Here is a 20765-nt window from a genome sequence, read left to right as displayed (position 1 = left end):
GTCGTATTTATTGAAAATTAAAACGTAAACCTACGTTGTAAACACTAATATTAGGATAGGCTGCACCCCGTCCATCGCCAAGTTCTGGATCCCAGTGCTTCCAAGGTGAAATTGTAAAGAGATTAGTTCCGCTCAAAAACAACCTAACTTTCTGAATAGCATATTTATTTAAAAAACTATTATCCTCAAAAGTATACCCTATTTCGGCTTGCTTTAATCTAATATAATCAGCTCTTTCAACCCAATGTGTACTGGTGTAGTAATTAGTAGTTTGATCCTGATTCGTGGACAATCTTGGATAAAACGCATTAGGGTTAGGGTTTTCAGGTGTCCAACGATCATTGACTGTCGCGTACATGTTACCGTAATTTGCACCTTGTGAAAATGGTGTTGTTCCAAAACCACCTGCATAATTAAAATCAACAAGCGCAGTACCTTGAAAAAACAAGCTAATATCAAAACCTTTAAAACCTCCTCCAAAGCTCAATCCATAGACAATTTGGGGAACACTTCCATAACCAATGGCCGTTTGGTCATTACTGTTTATTAAACCATCCCCATTAAGATCTTTGTAACGAAGATCTCCCGGCCTTACATCACCAGATTGCACGGCTGCATTTGCAATCTGCTCTTCACTCTCAAAAAACCCTTGGGATATATAACCGAAGCGCTGGCTGATTGACTGACCAATCCTATTTAGATAAGGATACCTCCATTCCGGAAGACCATCAAATACAGCCTTGTTTTTATTGTAATTAAATGTTCCTTTAAAAGAGAAAAAGCTTGTACCACTCCAATTCTTGTTATAATCTAGCGTTACGTCTATACCCTTATTTTCGGTACGCCCCACATTGTTGTATGGAATATTACTTACTGTAAATCCTGAAACGTAAGGGATTACATAATTAGGGAGTAATATACCTTCTCTTTTTTCATGGAATAATTCAACCGTAAGGTCTAGATCACTATTAAGAAAGCTCAATTCAATACCTAGGTTTTGTCTATACGAGGTTTCCCAGCGTACATCACCACCAATTCGAGATTCATTATAACCACCATAACTTCGTTGTGATCCTGGAGCCCCAAAAGTATAACCGGCGCTGTTACCAATTGTTGTTAAGTATAAGAATCGTAAATTAGGATTATCAACCGCCGCATTTCCAGAAAGACCATAACTATATCTTAATTTAAAATTAGAAACGATATTCTGGAGGGGTTCAAAGAATTTTTCCTTAGAAATAATCCATCCAGCCCCAAAGGAAGGAAAGAAACCATAACGTTCACTATCCACAAAGTTATCTGAACCGGAGTAGGAAAAGTTAGCTTCAGCAAAGTATTTGTCAGCATAACCATAGTTTACACGTCCTACATAATTACGTTGTCTATATTGAATGGCTGCCTTATAACTAGTAACTCGATCAGAAGCATCTCTAAAATCAGATTGATTGAATAGAAGTAGACCTGAAACGTCGTGATCACCAAATTTTTGAGCATAATTTGTTGCCGCTTCCACATAAAATCTTTTATCACCAAAACGTGTCAACTCAAACCCTAACTCATCTGAACCTGGAGCTGAGATCTCAGTAATTAAATTACCTTCATCATCACGACCTGTTGCAAAATAGGTTTGCAAATTTCTTGATCGGGTTAAATTAGTACTATTGTTAACGTCATAAGCGAACATGGCCGTTGCGCTTAAACCATCTAAAACCATATCTAATTCCTGAGTTACTCTTAGATTCGATCTTATGGTGTTAGAGGCCTGGTTGGTAACACCAGATTGGGTTAATGCCATATAAGGACTTTGAAGTGTTCCTTTTATTTGTGGCCATTGACCATTGCTATATTGCGAAGGAATAGTATGCGGTGAAGAAGCCGTAGCAATATTAAAAATAGTATTCACACCATAAGCCGGTCGGTTATAATCAGTGATATAACCGTTTATTCCAAAATCCAATTTTGTATTTCTGGTAATATTTAAATTTAAGTTACTTGTAAAATTAAACCTGTTCAGCTTTAACTCAGAATTGTAAGAGTCAATATTTTCTGTTTTGAACAAACCTGACTCTCCGTAATAACCTGCAGATAAATAATATTGTGCTGATTCAGAACCACCACCAACGTTTAGAGTCACTCTATCATTACTCCCGAAATCCTTGAATAACACATCATACCAATCAACATTTGGATATAAATCCGGATCCACCCCACTCTCATGAAATCCAATAACTTCTTCAGTATAGGTTGGCGTTCTACCCCGCATGGTTAAACCTTCGTTGTAAAGCCTCATAAATGTTGGCCCATCCACAAAATCTGGAAGATCCGTAAATCTGGTAATTCCGTGATTGTATTCAGCATTAATTGTAGGTTTACCAATCTTACCGCTTTTGGTATTGATAAGTATAACGCCATTAGCGCCACGTGTTCCATATACAGCTGTAGCTGTTGCGTCCTTAAGCACTGTAAAACTTTCAATGTCTTCTGGATCAATATTATTGATATCACGATCTGGCACTCCATCAACTACTAGTAACGGGGCTTGTGGGCTGCTGGCAAAGGTTCCAATACCTCTAATAAATAAGGTTGCTCCGTCTGCACCAGGCCCCCCTCCTCTCTGAGTGGCAACTACTCCAGCTATTCTACCCGCAACTGCCGTGGTTAGATTTCCAGTAGGAGATCTAAGTTCTCTAGGTTTAATAGTAGCTTGTGCACCAACAACACTTTCTTTTTTCTGTTGTCCGTACCCAACTATCACCACCTCGTCTAAGCCAGCAGCATCAACTTCTAAAGTGACATCAATGACTTTTTGCTCACCAATGACTATCGTTTGAGTGGCATAACCCACATAAGATACAGATATAGAACGTGCCGTAGAAGGCATTGTAATACTATATTTTCCGTCAAAATCAGTTATGGTTCCAATAGATGTACCATCAACAATAACATTGGCACCTATCACAGGAACTTTATCAACATCTATTACAGTTCCCGTTATGGTTTTTTGAGTGCTCTGTGCCTGAGCCTCAAACCCAACGGTAACAAATATTGTCAACAATAAGAAAGTAAATAATTTTTTCATAAAGTAATTTTTGTTAGTTAATTTTCATGGTTGTTTAGTCTAATAAGATTCTTTAATCCAATTATAAGGTTTGCGTTTTACCCACATCCCTCTTGTAAAATCAGGAATATCCTGAGGTTCTCCGTTATTTTCTATGGAAGCTTCTGATAATGGTGTTATTGAACTCCATGCTGCAGCATCATAGGCATCCATTGGCGGTGCACTATTTTCTTTGGCCGATTCTATAAATGCATTTAGTACAAAAAAGTCCATGCCACCGTGTCCCGCTCCTGTAGCCTTCTCACCGTACTTTTTCCATAAGGGATGGTCATATTTTTCGAGCCACTCATCGGCAGCATCCCAACGGTGAGGATTCGATTTGCCCTCAATATAAATCCGGTTGCCATCAACTTCCCATAGGCCATTGGCTCCCTGAACTCTAAACCCTAAGGAATAAGGTCTTGGTAAATTACAATCATGGGTTATGATAATGGTTTCGCCATTGGTAGTTTCAACGGTGGTGGTAATGACATCACCTTGCTTGAATTTTAACTTCGCGTTGGGGTGATCTTTTCCTCCCTTGTCCACAATATAATTGTGCAGTCCGATACCTTTTGAAGCATGTGATGTTAATGACATTAATCGGTTGCCCCTATTAATATCACACATTACGGCTATTGGGCCCAAGCCATGGGTTGGATACACATCAGCATTTCTTAAAAGCGAATGTTGTGTGCGCCATTTTGCCTCAGAATACCCCTTATCACCAAATTCTACACCTCCGCCATAGGGTTGCGTGCCATTGTTGAATTTTACCTCACGTAAATCATGCTGATAGCCACATCTAAAATGCACTAACTCTCCAAAAACATTTTGTTTGACCATATTCAATACGGCTAAAACATCGCGACGGTAGTTTACATTTTCAAGAATCATCAAATGCGATCCTGTTGCTTCGTGTGTGTTCACCAAATCCCAGCATTCTTCCAAGGTATTGGCCGCAGAAACTTCTAGACCGGTGTATTTACCAGCTTTCATGGAATCTACCGCCATTCTTGTGTGCCATAACCAAGGTGTTGAAATCACTACAGCATCTACCTCTTTTAAATCGAGCAGGTTTTTGTAGTCATTATCTGATTTATCAAAAACTAAGGGCTTAGCAAATTTTCTATCGGAGATCATTTTTAAAGCTATATCAATCCGTTTAGGGTCCACATCGCAAATTGCAGTAACTTCAACATCCTTTCTATACATAGCATTACTTAAATGCATAATGCCTCTTTCTCCAATACCTATAAAAGCGATTTTCAATTTTTGATCGGACTCACCTGTCATGGCTCCAAACGATATATTTGGCAACATAAAAAGCCCAGCTCCAGCTAACGCCGTAGTTTTTACAAAATCCCTTCTAGAACCCATATTAATTAATAGTTAATGTTTCGTTAAATTATTCTATTCCCAAATGTGAAACTTATGTTATAAAAAGAGGGGCAAATTTTCAGCGTTTAACAGTATTATCACTGAAATGCTCAAAATTTACTCCTATTTGATCACTTTATACCCCTTCGCATTCTTTTTTACTATTACACATCTCATCATTATTCAACACATAGTTTTATATTTAATGAGATTAAATTCAAAAATCTCTGAAGATATTAACACTTATAAGCTATTTTAGACCTTTCATTAAAAACGCAGTACTTAGTTATGCACCAATTGAGAGACCGATGGACCATTTTTTACTTTTTCTTAGGAGTAATGCACCTATCATTAGCCCAAAATCATATTAACTTTACCCATATTTCGCCTTCATCGGATAATACGCCCATTGCCGTCACCAAAACCATACAAGATAATATTGGAAATATTTGGATGGTTCAAAAAGGAGATATTTACGTCTTTGATGGCTATAATTACAGTCTGATCCCTAGTAAAAGAATATTTCCTAAAGCCGATGGTGCAGCAATTATAAAGGATATGATTACTGACACCTCTCAAAACATATATTTGTCAACGTATCAAGGATTTTTAACCCGATACAATGCCGAGAAAGGTACCTTTGAAGATTTGACTCCTCTTTTAGAAAATCAGCGGGTCAGTGTCATGACTTCAAGAGATGGCAGTTTATGGATTATGACCAACACAGGAACGATTTACGCTTATAAAGATGGCACGATGGATCTCATTACGACCATTCCCGATCTATACCACAGATCTACAAAAATCACGGATTTTGCAGTTGGAGCCTCCAATACCCTATTTATTAGTACTGGAGACGGTAATATCCTTTTTTACTCATTAGCATCCCAAACACTAGAATATATAGATGCACCCTTTAATAATTACCCCGAAGACCTGATTCTGACCACTGATACTTATGACAGACTTTGGATTGGTACTGAAACAAAAGGTCTTTTCTTATATGATATCCCTAGCAAGACCTTTATTCAAGAGTCATTTTTTAAAGGCAATTATCACAATATAAAAAGCGAATTGTTCTTAAACCTATTTATTGACAGCAATGATTTTTTATGGGCAGGAACAGATGGCGGCGGATTGTACAAAGTCAACTTGACAACTGGCGATGTCCTTCTTTTTATGAAACAAACACGCAATGAGTTTTCTTTAAGTAGTAATACGATTCTTCATATTACTGAAGACAATCACCAAAACATCTGGATTACACCAAATTATGGTAACCTCAACATTCTTCCCAATGCAGCCAACACAATTAATTATCATGAAGGCTCTGATCAACAATATCCGAACAGAATATTAAGTCTTTTAAAAAGTTCTGACAACATTTTATGGGCGGGCACAGACGGATCAGGACTTACAAAAATTACATTTAATGGTAATGATATCATTAAAGAAGAGACTTTTTTTAATGATCCGATTACAAATAAGGGATTTTATATACAAACCATAGCAGAAGACAATAAGGGAAATATTTGGGTAGGTACTTATAAAAATGGTCTTTGGATATATGATGCAAAAGCCAGACAATTTAAAAATAGTCCTGTCTTTAATGTAAAAAACCAGAAAGCCTCTGATGTGAGAACGGTATATACAGATCGAAAGGGCCGCATATGGGTTGGTTCTAACACGTGTTTAAACATTTACAACGATGATTTCGTACTCCTGGCTTCTTTTGAAAATAACACTAACAACTTAAAAGGTTTAATTGTACAGAGTATAATTGAATCACAAGATGCGAAATTGTGGTTGGGCACTGTTGGTGGAGGCTTATTTCAGTTTAATGAAAATTATAATAAATTGAACGCCTCAACATTTATTGACCGCTCCATTCGCAATTCTGAATTGGATAGAATTAGAGGCATCAAACACATTGCTGAAGGTGCCTATAATAGCTTATGGCTTATAGACGATTCCGGAAAGTTATTAAAATATGACACCAATAGTAGCGTATTCTCTTCTTTTGAAGAATTATCGGCAATTTCCAACAAATCACTAACGGCAGTGATCAACATTGGAGATGACAACTTATGGATAAGTTCTACTGATGGCATTATAAATTTTAAAACACATGATTCAATTATAAAAACCTATTACAGTACAGACGGACTACAAGATAATACGTTCTTGTCCAGAAGTGCCTTTAAAGACCATACAGGCATGCTCTATTTTGGAGGTTTGAAGGGTTTTAATTACTTCTACCCTCAAGATTTATTTAAGAAAGAATCCCGTCCCATTCTGCAAATTAATAACATTGAAGTCCTTAATCAACCGGCCAACGTGTTATTGCCAGATCAAATTACAGAAGGTTTTAGTAAGCTAAAAACCCTAAAATTGAAGCATAATGAATCCTCATTTGCTTTCCGATTTGCTGCTATTGATAATGTCTTACATCCCAAATATTATTACGCCTATCGCTTAAAAGGCTTTGATAAAGATTGGATACTTAGTCATCATGACCGTTCCGCAACCTATACTAATATTCCTGCCGGCAACTATACTTTTGAAGTAAAAGCTGGCACGAAGGATGATACATGGGACGTGCCTACCAAAAGCATCACCATTAACATTGAAAAACCTTTTTGGAACAAACCCATTGCGTGGGTGTTGTACCTATGTGTTGGTTTGTTAATTATTTATGGCATCAGACGCTGGTATGGTTTGAAAAAGAACTTGTATTTAGAAAAAATAAATCACAAAAATGAAAATGAGCTGCATCAATTAAAGATGAACTTTTTCGCCAAAATGTCTCACGAAATTCAAACCCCATTAACATTGATCTTAGGCCCTATCGAGGATATGATTATCAAAGCTGAAAAAAATGGCAATTTACTTCTAAAACAACGCCTCAACATTATTGCCTACAACGCAAGGCGTCTTTCTAAAATAGCCTATGAGTTAACCTTGGTCCGGAATAAAGAATTGGACAAGTTAAGATTAATGGTTACGAAAAATAATTTACACGATAACGTTGAAGACATTGTACGTTCGTTTAATGAATTAGCTCGAAAAAAGAATATAGATTTTACCGTCAATAGTCCTAAAAATTTAACTGACACCTGGTATGATAAGGACAAAATTGAGCACATTATTTACAATTTGCTCTCCAACGCATTTAAATTCACCCCTAGAGAAGGCAATATTCAATTGATAGTGACTCCTGTCAATTTAAATAAGATGGTGAAAATCGCAGTGAGCGATTCTGGCGCAGGCGTTGCCAAGGAAGAGTTAGACTCCATTTTCGAGCTTTTTTATCAGTCTCATATCGGTAAAAAAAATAAAGGCACCGGTATCGGACTAGCGCTAACCAAAGAGCTCATTGATTTGCATAAGGGAACCATTGAAGTAGAATCTTCCAAAACAAGTGGTACAACATTCTCCATTACTTTCCCAGTAACTGATGACGTCTATACCGATACGGAACGGATTACTGTAGATTATGAAGATGAAGCTACCTATGACACAATGGAAGAGGAGTTACTATCAATAGACCATAACGATCCCAATATATTAAAAAAAACAGTTCTGATTGTGGAAGACACGCTAGACCTACAGTTGTTTTTAAAGGAATTGTTGGAACATCATTACAATATAATTTTAGCTGAGAATGGTAACGAAGGCTATTATTACGCCAAAAGCAACCTACCTGACCTCATCTTAAGTGATATCATGATGCCAGAATTAGACGGTATTGAAATGAGCAAATTACTTCAAGAAGATCAGCTCACAAAGCACATTCCTGTTATTTTAATGACCGCTAAAAATTCCACAAATTCAAAACTGAAAGGATTGAAATCTGGCGCCATAGAATACATTAACAAACCTTTTAACACCAATGAGTTGCTGCTGAAAATTCAAAATATTTTAATTTCTAAAGAATATATCATCAGCAAATACCGCAAAGAAGTCATTTCGAGACCTGAAGACTTTATAGAGAAATCTCAAGATGAACTATTTCTTGAAAATTTGGTGTCACATATTAACTTAAGATTGGAGGACTCTAATTTTAAGATGGAAGATCTGGTCGCGCCTTTAAACATGAGCTATTCAAGCATTTATAGAAAATGCCAATCTTTAACAGGCCATAGCCTAGTTGATTTTGTAAGGATTTTGCGTCTGAAAAAAGCCGCTATTTTAATCACTAAACATGGGTATACTGTTTCGGAAACTGCTTTTAAAACAGGTTTCAATGATCCGAAGTACTTTTCAAAATGCTTTAAAAAACACTTTAAGAAAAATCCGATAGCTTTTAAAAACGACGCTCTAGCTACAGGTGTTGACGAGTACTTAAATAAGCATGAAGTAAAATCTTAACGCAACTTGAAGTTCTTGATGTATTATAAGACGACGCAAATCATCTAATGGTGAGGCGGAAGAGTGGGCGTTATTGATCACAATTAAGTAACACCGCTATATCCGTTATTAGCCACCGTTTTTATGTACTATTTTATAGTCAGTCTATAAACGTTGGTTTCTCTTTGAATAAACCCTAATTTCTGATAAAGCTGATTGGCAGCAACGCGATCAGGACTAGACGTTAAGTTGATGCTCATTAGCTTTTCGGTTTTAGCGTAATCAATTGAAAACTGAATCAACTTTACGCCAACGCCTTTACCCCTGGCTGATTGATCGACCACCACATCCTCAATCCAAACTTTATCGCCTGTAGGTATTTTATTTAATACGAGCGTCATGGTGCCTAAGATCTCATTATTTTCCTCCGCCATAAAAAGCAGGGTATGTTTAGAGTTCACGATAGCCTTTAAATCTTCTTTTGTTGGCAATTGACAACTAGGAGCAAGTTGCGGAATTAAATTGGCAAATGCCTCTACTACAACATCCGTTACCAAAGTGAGTTTATAGATTTTCATAGACTAAAATTTAGAGGTTTATTTGTTTGGTAGTGTTATGATTCAGTTTGATTGGGTTGAAGATAATAAATTATCGGCGATTTCAAAGACGAAAGTAAGTGCTCAGTCGAGACGACTCATCGAAGTTTTTTAATTAAATTAGGTCTAAAATTAAATAGTATGCCAGAATTACCAGAAGTTGAGGGTTATAAAATTTATATTGACAACACCGCATTGCTCAAGACCATTACATCGTTCGAATGTCGTGATAACCGACTCCTCAAAAGTTCAAAATCTGAATTTGAAAAATATCTGGTCGGCAATGAATTTACCGAAACCCAACGCATCGGAAAATATCTGTTCATTAAAACCTCTGGCGAAAAAACTCTGGTGATGCACTTCGGAATGACCGGGAGACCCAATTATTATAAGGAAAAAGAAGACCGACCAAAGTTCGGTCATATCGTGCTCAGTTTTGAAAATGGCTTTTATTTCGCATTTGAAAACAAGCGGAAGTTTGGCTGGTGGGATTTAATTGATTCTATTACGGCTTATAAAGCGGAACGCAATTTAAGCGATGACGCCCGAGATTTAAGTTTGGAGGATTTTAAAACCTCCTTAAGCCTGAAAAAAACCTATATAAAAGCTGTCCTCATGGATCAAAGTGTGGCAGCCGGCATTGGCAATTGGATGGCGGATGAAATTTTGTACCAAGCACAAATCCATCCAATGCAAAAAGTGCCCGACATGAGCACTCAAGACATTGAACATGTTTTCAACGCCATGAAAAACGTCATAGAAGTGTCCATTGCCAATGATGCCCATCACCCTGATTTTCCGGAAGACTTCTTAATCCACCGTAGAAAAGAAGGCGAACCTTGTTTTCACACCGATGCCAACATCGAAAAAATCAAAGTTGGCGGAAGATCTACTTATTTCTCTCCAAAGTGGCAGGTGCTTGATTGACTCTAATTATCTGTTATCTAACTTTAGGTTTTCCAAAAAACAAACTGAATATATAGCCGAATGTAAAACAAGAGGCCACCCCAAAGAAGGAGTACATTAAAAAGTTGATTTCCGTAAACACACTAATATACCATATCAACAGCGCACTCACTACCAAGCCCATTAAAGTTCCTGTAGCATTAGCACGTTTGGTAAGCATCCCCAAAAGGAACATCCCTCCTAGTCCGCCTGTAAAAAGCCCTAAGAATCGGTAAAATTGATCCCATAATGATTTGATATTAGAACTGGCCATCCATAGTGCTAAAAGCACACCAAGCACACCCGTTACCACGGTTACAATCCTGGCAATTTTTAGTAATTTATGATCATTGACCCCTGGCTTAAAATGCATATGAAAATCGTTGCAATAGGCTGTAGACACAGAGTTCAAACTACTACTGATACTGGACATGGCTGCAGAAAATATCCCGGCTACCAACAAACCTGAAACCCCCATCGGCAATTCTCTGACAATATACCACGGAAAAATGGAGTCGTTATTGGACATCGCTGGAGACAGTTTGCCAGGCATTTCAGAATAGAACATAAATAATAAGGTACCAATCCCAAAAAAGATAATGGTTGCCGGCAATGTCAGCACAGCATTGGTATAGAGTGTTTTTTGAGAATCTTTAACGCTACTACTGGTTAAATACCGTTGTACTATGGTTTGATCCGTACCTTGGGTCACCATTGCAGAAGCGAGTCCACCAATAAACACCACCCAAAACGTCGATTCAGTAAAATTAAAATTCATGTTGGCTATATTGAATTTATCCCGTTCAGAAGCGTACGTAATCATATCTCCAAAGGAGGTTTCGGTATGAAGCATGATCCACGCTACCGCCAAAACACTACCGCCGAGCAGCACGATTACCTGCATCACATCGGTCCAAATCACGGCTTCAATACCTCCAAAGGTGGTGTAGAATACACAAAGCACGCCCATAATTAAAATACTGATTTCCACAGGGATGCCCGTCACAATAGAAATGGCCAAAGATGGTAGTAATAATACGATGCCTATCCGGCCTAATTGAAATAAGATAAAAGAGAAACTTCCAAAAGCACGAGCTGTATAATTAAACCGATCTTCAAGATATTCATAAGCCGTTTTTATCTTAAGCTTATTAAAGAATGGAATAAACACAAATGCGATAAGTGGCGTGATAAGGATTGCGGTGATATTTAGAAAAAAGAAGGACCAATCTGTCACAAATGCTTTAGCAGGAATGGCCATAAAGGTAATGGCACTCAATAAGGTTCCAAACACACTCAAGCCTGAAGCCCACCAAGGGATCCTGCCACCACCTGAAAAATAATCGTCCGTTGATTTTTGTTTTCGTGCAAAATACAGCCCAATCAGTACAGATATTAGCAAGTACAGAGCAAGAATTGTATAGTTCAGAACTCCGAAAGGATGCGCCGCATCAGCAATCTTAAAGCTTTGTGAGCCTGATGTTCGAATCCCTGGAGACACTTCTCCCGAGACAATAATAAAATCGCCGTTGTTTTTAAAGGCAAGTGCGGTTACCGGGATTTGGGTAGTTAGTTGATCATAAACAAACCACTTCTTAGTGATGGTATTATAAGCCAAAATATCTTTTGAAAATCCTGGATGATTATTTAAAATGCCATCACGTCTGGAGGTTAATGCAGTGGCTGTAGAATCATTGGGCGTTGTAGCCAGTTGCCGTCCTATCGTTTCCAATTCATCAAAAAGCACAGCGTCACTACCGCCATAAACCATTATGTGCATGGACCCCATGACCTCGGCTGAAGCGCCCATTAAGACGCGTGGTGTATCTTTAATTAACAAATCTCCCTCATCAGCCCAAACTTTATTTTTAAAATCATAAGATAAATAGTTGGTTAAGGCCTCCGATTTTTTTCCTGGACTTTCCGAGCGACCACCAATAACGAATAATTTTTTGGTGGTTTGTGTTTCTTGTATCGCGGTTGTATGTAGCGCTCTAGGACGTCCCGGAAAATCTTTTAATCGCTCCCAATTTTGCTTACCTTTTAAAGACAATCTATAAAATGAATTCGTGCTACCATCCTTAGAATTACCTCCAATAACATACACAAAATCTTCATCTACTACTGCTGACGTAAATGCCAATGGCTCCGGAAGCTTCGGATATTTAGTGATATCAACTTCTTTGGAGACCTTATTATAAGCCAATAAAAATACGCTATCACTTATGAGACCCTCATTATTACCGCCAATACATAACACGCCTTGAGCCGTACTAACGGAGGCTGAATACCCTAAAGGCATAGGCAATTGTGTTGTGGAGAGTCGCCATTGTCCATGTTCTAAAATAAAAACAGACGCGCTCCATACCTTTTTACCACCTTCCCAAGGCTTGCCTTCCGGAAAGTTAGCGCCTCCGGCAGCCAAAATCACACCGTTATGAGCCCCGCCCAACATCCCTGCATATCCAATGGATTCGCTAGTGCTATTAACCGCTGGCAAAGCCGGCAATTCTGAACGATCTAACTTGGATATTTCCTGACTACATAATGGCAAACACGTGAGCATGATTGCAATTAAGAGGACCGCTTTTTGGAGTTTCTTCATTTTAGAAATATTACTTTATTATTAAAAATTCGTTCGAATTCGGACGTAATCATTAAATTTATATTCGTTTTTCACAGCTCCAACAGATTACAAATGAAGCAAAACGGATAGTATTCATTATTAAATCACGTCGCTAAGTTAATAAAATAAGATTAATTGTATTATGTATTACATATTAATCGATATACGGCTTTTTTTGAAGTTAACCCATCTTATTTGATCAAGCTATTTTCGTTTCTCTTTTTCAAGGAATATTCAACTTTTAAATTAATTGGACTTGCGCTTCGATTTTTATAAAATAAGTTAACCAACAAGACGCAGTTGATACCAATCCAACAGTCCGCATTTTAATCTCTCTAAGCGGTTTCAATGTACCAATAATTGATCTCAGAATTTATAATTTTAAAATTCAATCCCCTCACTTGCCTCGATTTCGATCCGTTTTCTTTCTAGATTTTTGCGTAGACTATTCTATTGATTAAATAATACCCCATTTTGACGAATTACGACTACAACTCCTTTAAAGCATAGGTGGCTCCATTCCCTATTATTGTTATCTTTAGCCTCATCAGTCAGATGCTTACTAGCCACGGTTTACAATGCTTGTTTACGTTCAGCCTTATCTTATGCATCCAAAACATTTCAACAAGAAAACCCAACATGGCCTATCTTCAAAATTCCGCATTAGTCTTGCTCATCATCCTATGTCAATCGTGTGCATCTGTACCACCACCAAAAGCTGTAGGCCCTACACCGAGTGACCAGCAATTGGCATGGCAAGACATGGAGTTTTACGGGTTTATCCATTTTAGCATTAACACCTTTACGGATGACGAATGGGGTTATGGCGATAAATCGCCAGATTTATTTAATCCCTCTGAATTAGATGCAAGACAATGGGCAAGAATAGCCAAAGAAGCTGGCATGAAAGGACTCATTTTAACCAATAAGCATCACGACGGATTTTGTTTATGGCCTTCAGAATATACCGATTATTCCGTAAAGAATTCGCCTTGGAAAAACGGCAAAGGCGATGTGGTCAAAGAATTGGCTGAAGCCTGCAGGGAATATGGGCTTAAAATGGGGATTTACCTCTCGCCATGGGATCGAAATCACCCCGATTATGGCAAACCTGAATATATTGAATACTTTAGAAATCAACTGACCGAATTATTAACCAACTATGGCGACATTTTTGAAGTTTGGTTTGATGGTGCCAATGGTGGCGATGGTTATTATGGCGGCGCCAGAGAGATCCGTACCGTAGATAAAAAATCCTATTACGATTGGAAAAACACCATTGCCTTAATCCGGAAATTACAACCTAACGCTATTATTTGGAGTGACAGTGGACCCGATGCACGTTGGGTAGGCAATGAACATGGTTATGCTTATGAAACCACTTGGTCTCCATTGTTAAGAGATTCCATTTATGGCGGCATGCCAGAATACAGTAAAAAATACGCCATGGGCCAAGAAAACGGTACACACTGGGTGCCTGCCGAAGCCGATGTTTCCATCCGGCCGGGTTGGTATTATCACAAATCAGAGGACAACAAGGTGAAGACTTTGAAGGAATTATTGGAAATTTACTATAAATCGGTTGGTCAAAATAGCACGCTACTACTGAACCTTCCGGTTGACCGCAGAGGTTTGGTTCACGAAAATGACGAAAGACAACTCAAAAAATTAATGGCACAATTAAAAGAAGATTTTGCAACTAATTTGGCTTTGAACGCAAAAACTTCGGCTAACCATACCCGTGGGAACACATCTAGGTATAAGTCAGATCGAGCAGTAGATAGCGATAAAACCACATATTGGACTACTAATGATGATATCACTAATGCATCCATCACCATCGACTTTGGCAAACCAACGCTTTTTAATAGATTCTTAGTTCAGGAATACATCCCGTTAGGACAACGTGTGACCCAATTTTCTTTAGATGCTGAAATTGATGGTATTTGGAAAACTTTAGATAATCAAACGACCATAGGTTATAAACGTATTTTAAGACTTGATGATACCAAAGCAACAAAAATCAGGCTGAATATTGAAGGTGCAAAAGGCAGTCCTATAATCTCAAATATCGCTGTTTATCATGCACCATTAATTGTTGACGTTCCTAAAATGAGCAGGAACAAGCAGGGATTAGTAAGTCTCCAAACTCCAGAAGATGGACTAACAATATACTATACTTTAAATAGCGAGGAACCAAGCACGTCCTCTTCTAAATATCTAGCTCCCATCGCTATTGACCAACCCACCACTTTAAAAACGTTTTCAATAGATCCGGCAACCCAGCGCCAAAGTGACGTCATCACCGAAAGCTTTGACATTAGTAAAAAACTTTGGAAAATCACAACCTTTCAAGGTGTCTCACTTACAGATCAAGCTATTGATGAAAATCCGTTAACAGACTGGTCCGTCAATACACAAACCTTAACCAATTATAGTATTGATTTAGGAGAAACAACGGCCATTAAAGGTTTTACCTATACGCCAACCCAAGGCCGATGGGTTTCTGGCGTCATTACACATTATAGCTTTTACGGAAGCATGGATGGTGAAAATTGGACGACACTATCAGAAGGAGAGTTTTCGAATATTATCGCGAATCCTATACAACAGAAAATCACATTTTCAAAAGCTACTTCTGTAAGATATATCAGACTGGTAGCCAATAAAATAATGAATGATAAAGATGACGCCCTTATTGCTGAAATTGGCGTTATCACGAAATAATCCTATTATAAATTAAATAACCTATTCACATGAAAATTTCATTAGCGCTAATTATCTCCATTCTGTTTTTTGCCTGCAACAATCCGAATAAAGACTATCAAAATGCGACTTCAGATTATCAAATCATTCCGAAACCAGAGTCTTTAGAAATGCAAACCGGTCGTTTTGTAGTAGATTCAAAAACTACCGTTTCTGCAGCTGCTGGATTAGAACATGAGGGCGATTATTTGGCAGACATGTTAAGTCTTCTTACCAATGCCACTATTGATTTTGAATCAGGCACGTCTGGAACTATCCAGTTGAAAATTGATGACGCTATTGAAAATGAAGAAGGCTATGAAGTTTCCGTAACCTATGACAACATTGTTATTTCAGGCAAAACGTCAAAGGGTGTGTTTTATGGCATTCAAACATTACGCCAATTAATACCAGTGTCAAGCAATTCTGAAACCCAGCAAACATCAGACTTGACCATTCCAGCAGTAGAGATAAAAGACCATCCACGATTTGCCTACAGAGGCATGCATCTTGATGTTGCGCGACATATGTTTCCTGTGGCATTCATTAAAAAATATATCGATTTATTGGCAATGCACAAAATGAACACCTTCCATTGGCATTTAACTGAAGATCAAGGCTGGCGCATAGAAATTAAAAAATACCCAAAACTAACCGAAATAGGTTCAAAAAGATATGGTACAATTATAGGCCATCACCCCGGTACAGGAAATGACGAAACGGAATATAGCGGATTCTATACGCAAGAAGAGGTGAAAGATATTGTAAAGTATGCTACAGAAAGACATGTGACGGTCATTCCAGAAATAGAATTGCCCGGCCACGCCAGCGCCGCTATTGCCGCTTATCCCTTTTTAAGCTGTTTTCCTGAAGAACCTACAATAGTTACTAAAGATATGGGTTCAAAAGCCGGAAAAGAAGCTCAAGCCAACGGCACCCCAAAAATTGTACAGGAAACTTGGGGCGTTTTTGACGATGTATTTTGTGCTGGAGATGAACAAACATTCCAATTTCTGGAGGATGTTTTAGCAGAAGTAATTCCGTTATTCCCATCAGAATATATCCATATTGGTGGTGATGAATGTCCAAAATCCAATTGGAAAAGATGTCCCGATTGCCAAAAACGAATAAAAGACAATAATTTAGCGGATGAACATGAATTGCAAAGTTATTTTATCCAGCGTATTGAAAAATATTTGAATGCCAACGGCAAAAAAATCATTGGCTGGGATGAAATCTTGGAAGGTGGATTGGCACCAAATGCTACAGTCATGTCTTGGCGAGGTGAAAAAGGTGGAATTGAAGCAGCCAAACAGCATCACGATGTTATTATGACTCCGGGACATTCTTGTTATTTTGATCATTATCAAACTGAAGATAAAGACAATGAGCCTTTAGCCATAGGCGGAAAAACAACGGTGGCAGATGTGTATGCTTATGAGCCTGTTCCCAATGAATTATCAGAAGAAGAAAGCTCGTATGTTTTAGGCGCACAAGGCAATGTTTGGACCGAGTATATGGACACTACTGATGATGTAGAATATATGATTTTACCAAGAATGACTGCTTTATCAGAAGTGGTTTGGACTCAAAAAGAGGCCAGAAATTGGGACGATTTCAAATTGCGTTTAAATACGATGAAACACCGATACGACGCTATGGATTTGAATTACGCGAAACACGTTTTTGAATCCAAAAAAGACACCCTACAACAAACAAAACCATGAGAAAAACACTCCTATTTTTACTAATAAGCACTTTATGCTTTAGTGGATTTTCGCAATCTGACATCACGGAGAATGAGCTAAAAGATCATATTTCATTTTTAGCTTCTGAAAAAAATGCGGGCCGATTTCCCGGCACTAAAGCCAACCGTGCTGTGGTAAGCTATATTCAGAAAGATTTCAAAAAGCAGGGCCTTCTTCCTTTAGGGAAATCTTATAGACAGAAATTTAAGGCGAAATTACGTGTGGCCAAAGGAGTACCTGAAAAACGACTAGTAAAAACTTCTAATGTTGTTGCTTTTGTTGAAGGCACTGATCCGTTATTAAAAGATGAATACATAATCTTAGGTGCCCATTATGACCATTTGGGTATGGGTGGGCCTTCCTCCAAATCAGATCAAAAAAACACCATTCATTATGGTGCGGATGATAATGCTAGTGGCACCGCTGCTTTGTTAGAGATAGCCGAAAAGATAGCCGCTAACAAACAAAGCTTAAAGCGCAGCGTTATTTTTATTGCCTTTGGTGCAGAAGAACAAGGTTTATTAGGAAGTCAATATTTTGTAGATAATCCATTAGTGCCGCTTACACAAATTAAACTAATGATCAATATGGATATGGTGGGCAGACTCAATACTGCTAATCATGTGTATATGAATGGCGCTGGTACGTTTCCTGGTGGCGTTGCCTTACTGCAAAATTTAGGAGAATCTTTAGGTTTAACTCCGGTGGTGCATGCAGGCTCCGTTGGTGGTTCTGACCATGTGTCATTTTACAAAGCGGGCTTATCTGTTTTGGGAATTCATACGGGGGCGCATCCACAATACCATAGACCAGAAGATACAGTCGATTTAATCAACTTCCCTGGACACAAACAGGTCAGCGATTTCATATATACTGCAATAATGCAACTTGCAACTACCAATTATAAGATGGAATTTATTCCACAAGATTAGAGTCATCGGTAATCATCATGAAAACACATAAAATGAATATCCTTAAATGCCTCCAACTGTGTAGCGTAGTCGTACGTCGAAATGATTTTTAAAACTGTCTTTATGTTCATATATTTTCAGATTGTTTTTTGAGAATTAGAAAGTAAAACTTAGGGCTATTCAAATTGACCGTAATAGCTTAAAACGATGAAAAAATATATAATAAGTGCAACGCTAACAATCAATTAACATTATAACTTTTTGAACAAAATTTGAATTCACCTATAATCCCTAAACACTAAATAATGAAATTTATTTTATTTACTTTAATCGGTCTCTTTACCTTAACAAATTGTGCTGTAAAAACAAAATCCTTTACGGCATCTGAAATAGCCGTACTACCGCAACCCAATTCTTTAAAGTTGAATGAAGGTTCTTTTAAGATCACTGCTGATCAAACGATGTCTACAAATCATGACGCCCAAAAAACGGCCGCTGAAGATTTACAAAAGTATTTGGCAGAAACTTCAGGTCAAAACATCACATCAAGTGACAGTAATGACGCCAGCATCACTTTTGAACAAAATGAAAGCTTAGGGCCAGAGGCTTATGAGCTTACGGTTACACCAAAAAAAATACGCATTTTAGCTAATGATGCTGCGGGCTATTTTTATGGCGTACAAACATTAAAACAATTGGTAGCCATTGAAACTGGTGAAGGCACTAAAAACACTAGCTATTTAATTCCGTCAGTTACAATTCAGGACAGTCCGCGTTTTAAATGGCGTGCCTATATGATTGACGATTCACGTTACTTTCATGGCGAGGAACACGCTAAAAGAATGATTGACCAAATGGCGTTGTTAAAAATGAACACTTTGCATTGGCATTTGATTGATGATGCCGGCTGGCGCGTAGAAATAAAGAAATATCCCCTCTTAACTGAAGTTGGTGCATTTCGTGCAGACACTGAAATTGAAACTTGGAAAAGTGGAAAAACCTCAGGTGAACCACACGGTGGATTCTACACTCAAGAGCAAATAAAAGATATTGTTGCTTATGCCAAAGCACGGAACATTAACGTAGTTCCAGAATTTGAAATGCCAGGTCACTCCAGTGCAGCCATTGCTGCTTACACATGGTTGGGAACTGCTGGTGTCGATATTGACGTCCCAGTCACATTCGGGCGTCTTTATGATAATTATGACGTTACTAAACCTGAAGTTATTACATTTATTAAGGATGTATTGACTGAATTATTCGAATTGTTCCCTTCTGAAGTCATCCATATTGGTGGTGATGAAGTAGGTTATGAAGTGTGGGAGAAATCTGCTTCGGTTCAAAAATACATGAAAGAACACAATATCAATACACCTGCTGATTTACAAATTGATTTTACCAATAAAATTTCTCAATATATTGGAGACAATGGCAGACGCATGATGGGATGGAATGAAATTTTAGGAAAAAACATTCATACCGATTTTGCTGAAAAGAAAGGAGACCAAGAAGCCGAAACCGAATTGGCTAAAAACGTAATCGTTCATTTCTGGAAAGGCGATTTGGAATTATTATCTGATGCTGCTAAAAATGGGTATGCCATTGTAAATTCATTACATAGTAGCACGTATTTGGATTATGGCTACACGTCCATCCCTTTGAAAAAAGCATATGATTTTGACCCTATCCCGGAAGGATTGGATGTGCAATATCACAAAAACATTTATGGTACGGGAGCTCAAATGTGGAGTGAATGGACCCCAACACATGCTGATGTTGAAAGACAAACATTCCCAAGAATAGCGGCTTATGCTGAAGTGGGCTGGACGGAGTTGGAAAACAAAGATTATGACAGTTTTAAAGTCGCTCTTAAAAAAATGCAACAGCATTGGGACAGTGTAGGAATCAATTATTTTAAAGATTCTGACAAGCTTGAAGCAGAAGAAAAAGCCAAAGCCGAAAAAAAATAAACCACTATGGATTGGAAATCCATAGTTTTAAACAAAAGAATGAAATTCTTTTCTGAAAATAGTTTGTCATTCCGAATGAGGCACGAAGAGGAATCATAGTATTATAAGATTTCTCGTCACTCGTTCCTCGCTCTNNTGAAATATCCATTGTTCCCAAACCATCCTCGATGTATCTTTCAGAAGGCAGTTATACGTTTTCAAAGGACATCAAAATCTCTGTTGGTAATAACAGTCAAAAGCCAGCCGCCAAATATTTGTCAGATTTACTTGAAAAGGCAGCAGGTTTTCCGCTAAACATCATCGATACAAAAGATGAAAACGGCGTTGTGTTTATCGAGGACGAAACACTTGCAAGTGAAACCTATACTTTAGAAGTCACCGCAAAAAGCATCACCAT

Annotated in this window: 11 protein-coding genes; 7 read left to right on the top strand and 4 right to left on the bottom strand. The window is 38.0% G+C overall.

The genetic code is table 11. The annotated features are described in order from the left end of the window. Window positions 1-7: 7 nt before the first annotated feature. Both JEM65_RS15990 and JEM65_RS15985 read right to left on the bottom strand, forming a co-directional pair. The gene (locus JEM65_RS15990; protein ID WP_199601637.1) at window positions 8-3079 is read right to left on the bottom strand and encodes a SusC/RagA family TonB-linked outer membrane protein; all 3072 of its coding nucleotides are present in this window, start codon (window positions 3077-3079) and stop codon (window positions 8-10) included. 39 nt (window positions 3080-3118) lie between these two features. Next, window positions 3119-4477: a Gfo/Idh/MocA family protein gene (locus tag JEM65_RS15985; RefSeq protein ID WP_199601635.1), complete on the bottom strand. Its 1359-nt coding sequence runs from the start codon at window positions 4475-4477 to the stop codon at window positions 3119-3121. Between the two features lie 288 nt (window positions 4478-4765). On the opposite strand from JEM65_RS15985, the gene JEM65_RS15980 reads away from it, so the two are divergent. Next, window positions 4766-8848 carry a hybrid sensor histidine kinase/response regulator transcription factor gene (locus JEM65_RS15980; RefSeq protein WP_199601633.1) on the top strand — a complete coding sequence of 1361 codons (4083 nt, stop codon included), beginning with the start codon at window positions 4766-4768 and terminating at the stop codon, window positions 8846-8848. A gap of 128 nt (window positions 8849-8976) precedes the next feature. On the opposite strand, the gene JEM65_RS15975 is transcribed toward JEM65_RS15980, so the two are convergent. Beyond that, window positions 8977-9405 carry a GNAT family N-acetyltransferase gene (locus tag JEM65_RS15975; protein WP_199601631.1) on the bottom strand — a complete coding sequence of 143 codons (429 nt, stop codon included), beginning with the start codon at window positions 9403-9405 and terminating at the stop codon, window positions 8977-8979. 159 nt (window positions 9406-9564) lie between these two features. On the opposite strand from JEM65_RS15975, the gene JEM65_RS15970 reads away from it, so the two are divergent. Then, entirely contained in the window at window positions 9565-10350 is a 786-nt protein-coding gene (locus JEM65_RS15970) for an Fpg/Nei family DNA glycosylase (protein WP_199601629.1), read from the top strand. 13 nt (window positions 10351-10363) lie between these two features. On the opposite strand, the gene JEM65_RS15965 is transcribed toward JEM65_RS15970, so the two are convergent. Continuing rightward, a complete protein-coding gene (locus JEM65_RS15965) occupies window positions 10364-12973 on the bottom strand; it encodes a sodium:solute symporter family transporter (protein ID WP_233530693.1) in 2610 nt (869 codons plus the stop codon). Window positions 12974-13633: 660 nt separating this feature from the next. Here JEM65_RS15965 and JEM65_RS15960 point away from each other — a divergent pair. The 5 genes from JEM65_RS15960 to JEM65_RS15940 form a co-directional block, all read left to right on the top strand. Beyond that, window positions 13634-15721, top strand: coding sequence for an alpha-L-fucosidase (locus JEM65_RS15960; protein ID WP_199601627.1), 2088 nt, complete (start codon window positions 13634-13636; stop codon window positions 15719-15721). 29 nt (window positions 15722-15750) lie between these two features. After that, complete coding sequence (locus JEM65_RS15955) at window positions 15751-17466, top strand: beta-N-acetylhexosaminidase (protein ID WP_199601625.1); 1716 nt, start codon at window positions 15751-15753, stop codon at window positions 17464-17466. Then, window positions 17463-18419, top strand: a complete 957-nt coding sequence (locus tag JEM65_RS15950) for a M20/M25/M40 family metallo-hydrolase (RefSeq protein ID WP_199601623.1) — start codon at window positions 17463-17465, stop codon at window positions 18417-18419. The genes JEM65_RS15955 and JEM65_RS15950 overlap by 4 nt, the downstream gene beginning before the upstream one ends. Before the next feature lie 284 nt (window positions 18420-18703). After that, window positions 18704-20368 carry a beta-N-acetylhexosaminidase gene (locus JEM65_RS15945; protein WP_199601621.1) on the top strand — a complete coding sequence of 555 codons (1665 nt, stop codon included), beginning with the start codon at window positions 18704-18706 and terminating at the stop codon, window positions 20366-20368. A 167-nt stretch (window positions 20369-20535) separates the two neighbouring features. After that, window positions 20536-20765, top strand: a 230-nt coding sequence (locus tag JEM65_RS15940; protein ID WP_199601619.1) for a glycoside hydrolase family 20 zincin-like fold domain-containing protein, incomplete at its 3' end; no start/stop codon positions are given.

This window comes from Gelidibacter salicanalis, from assembly GCF_016469035.1.
GTDB lineage: Bacteria > Bacteroidota > Bacteroidia > Flavobacteriales > Flavobacteriaceae > Gelidibacter > Gelidibacter salicanalis_A.
Note: the sequence above shows the minus strand (reverse complement) of the source record. Positions and strands in the feature narration are given on the sequence as shown.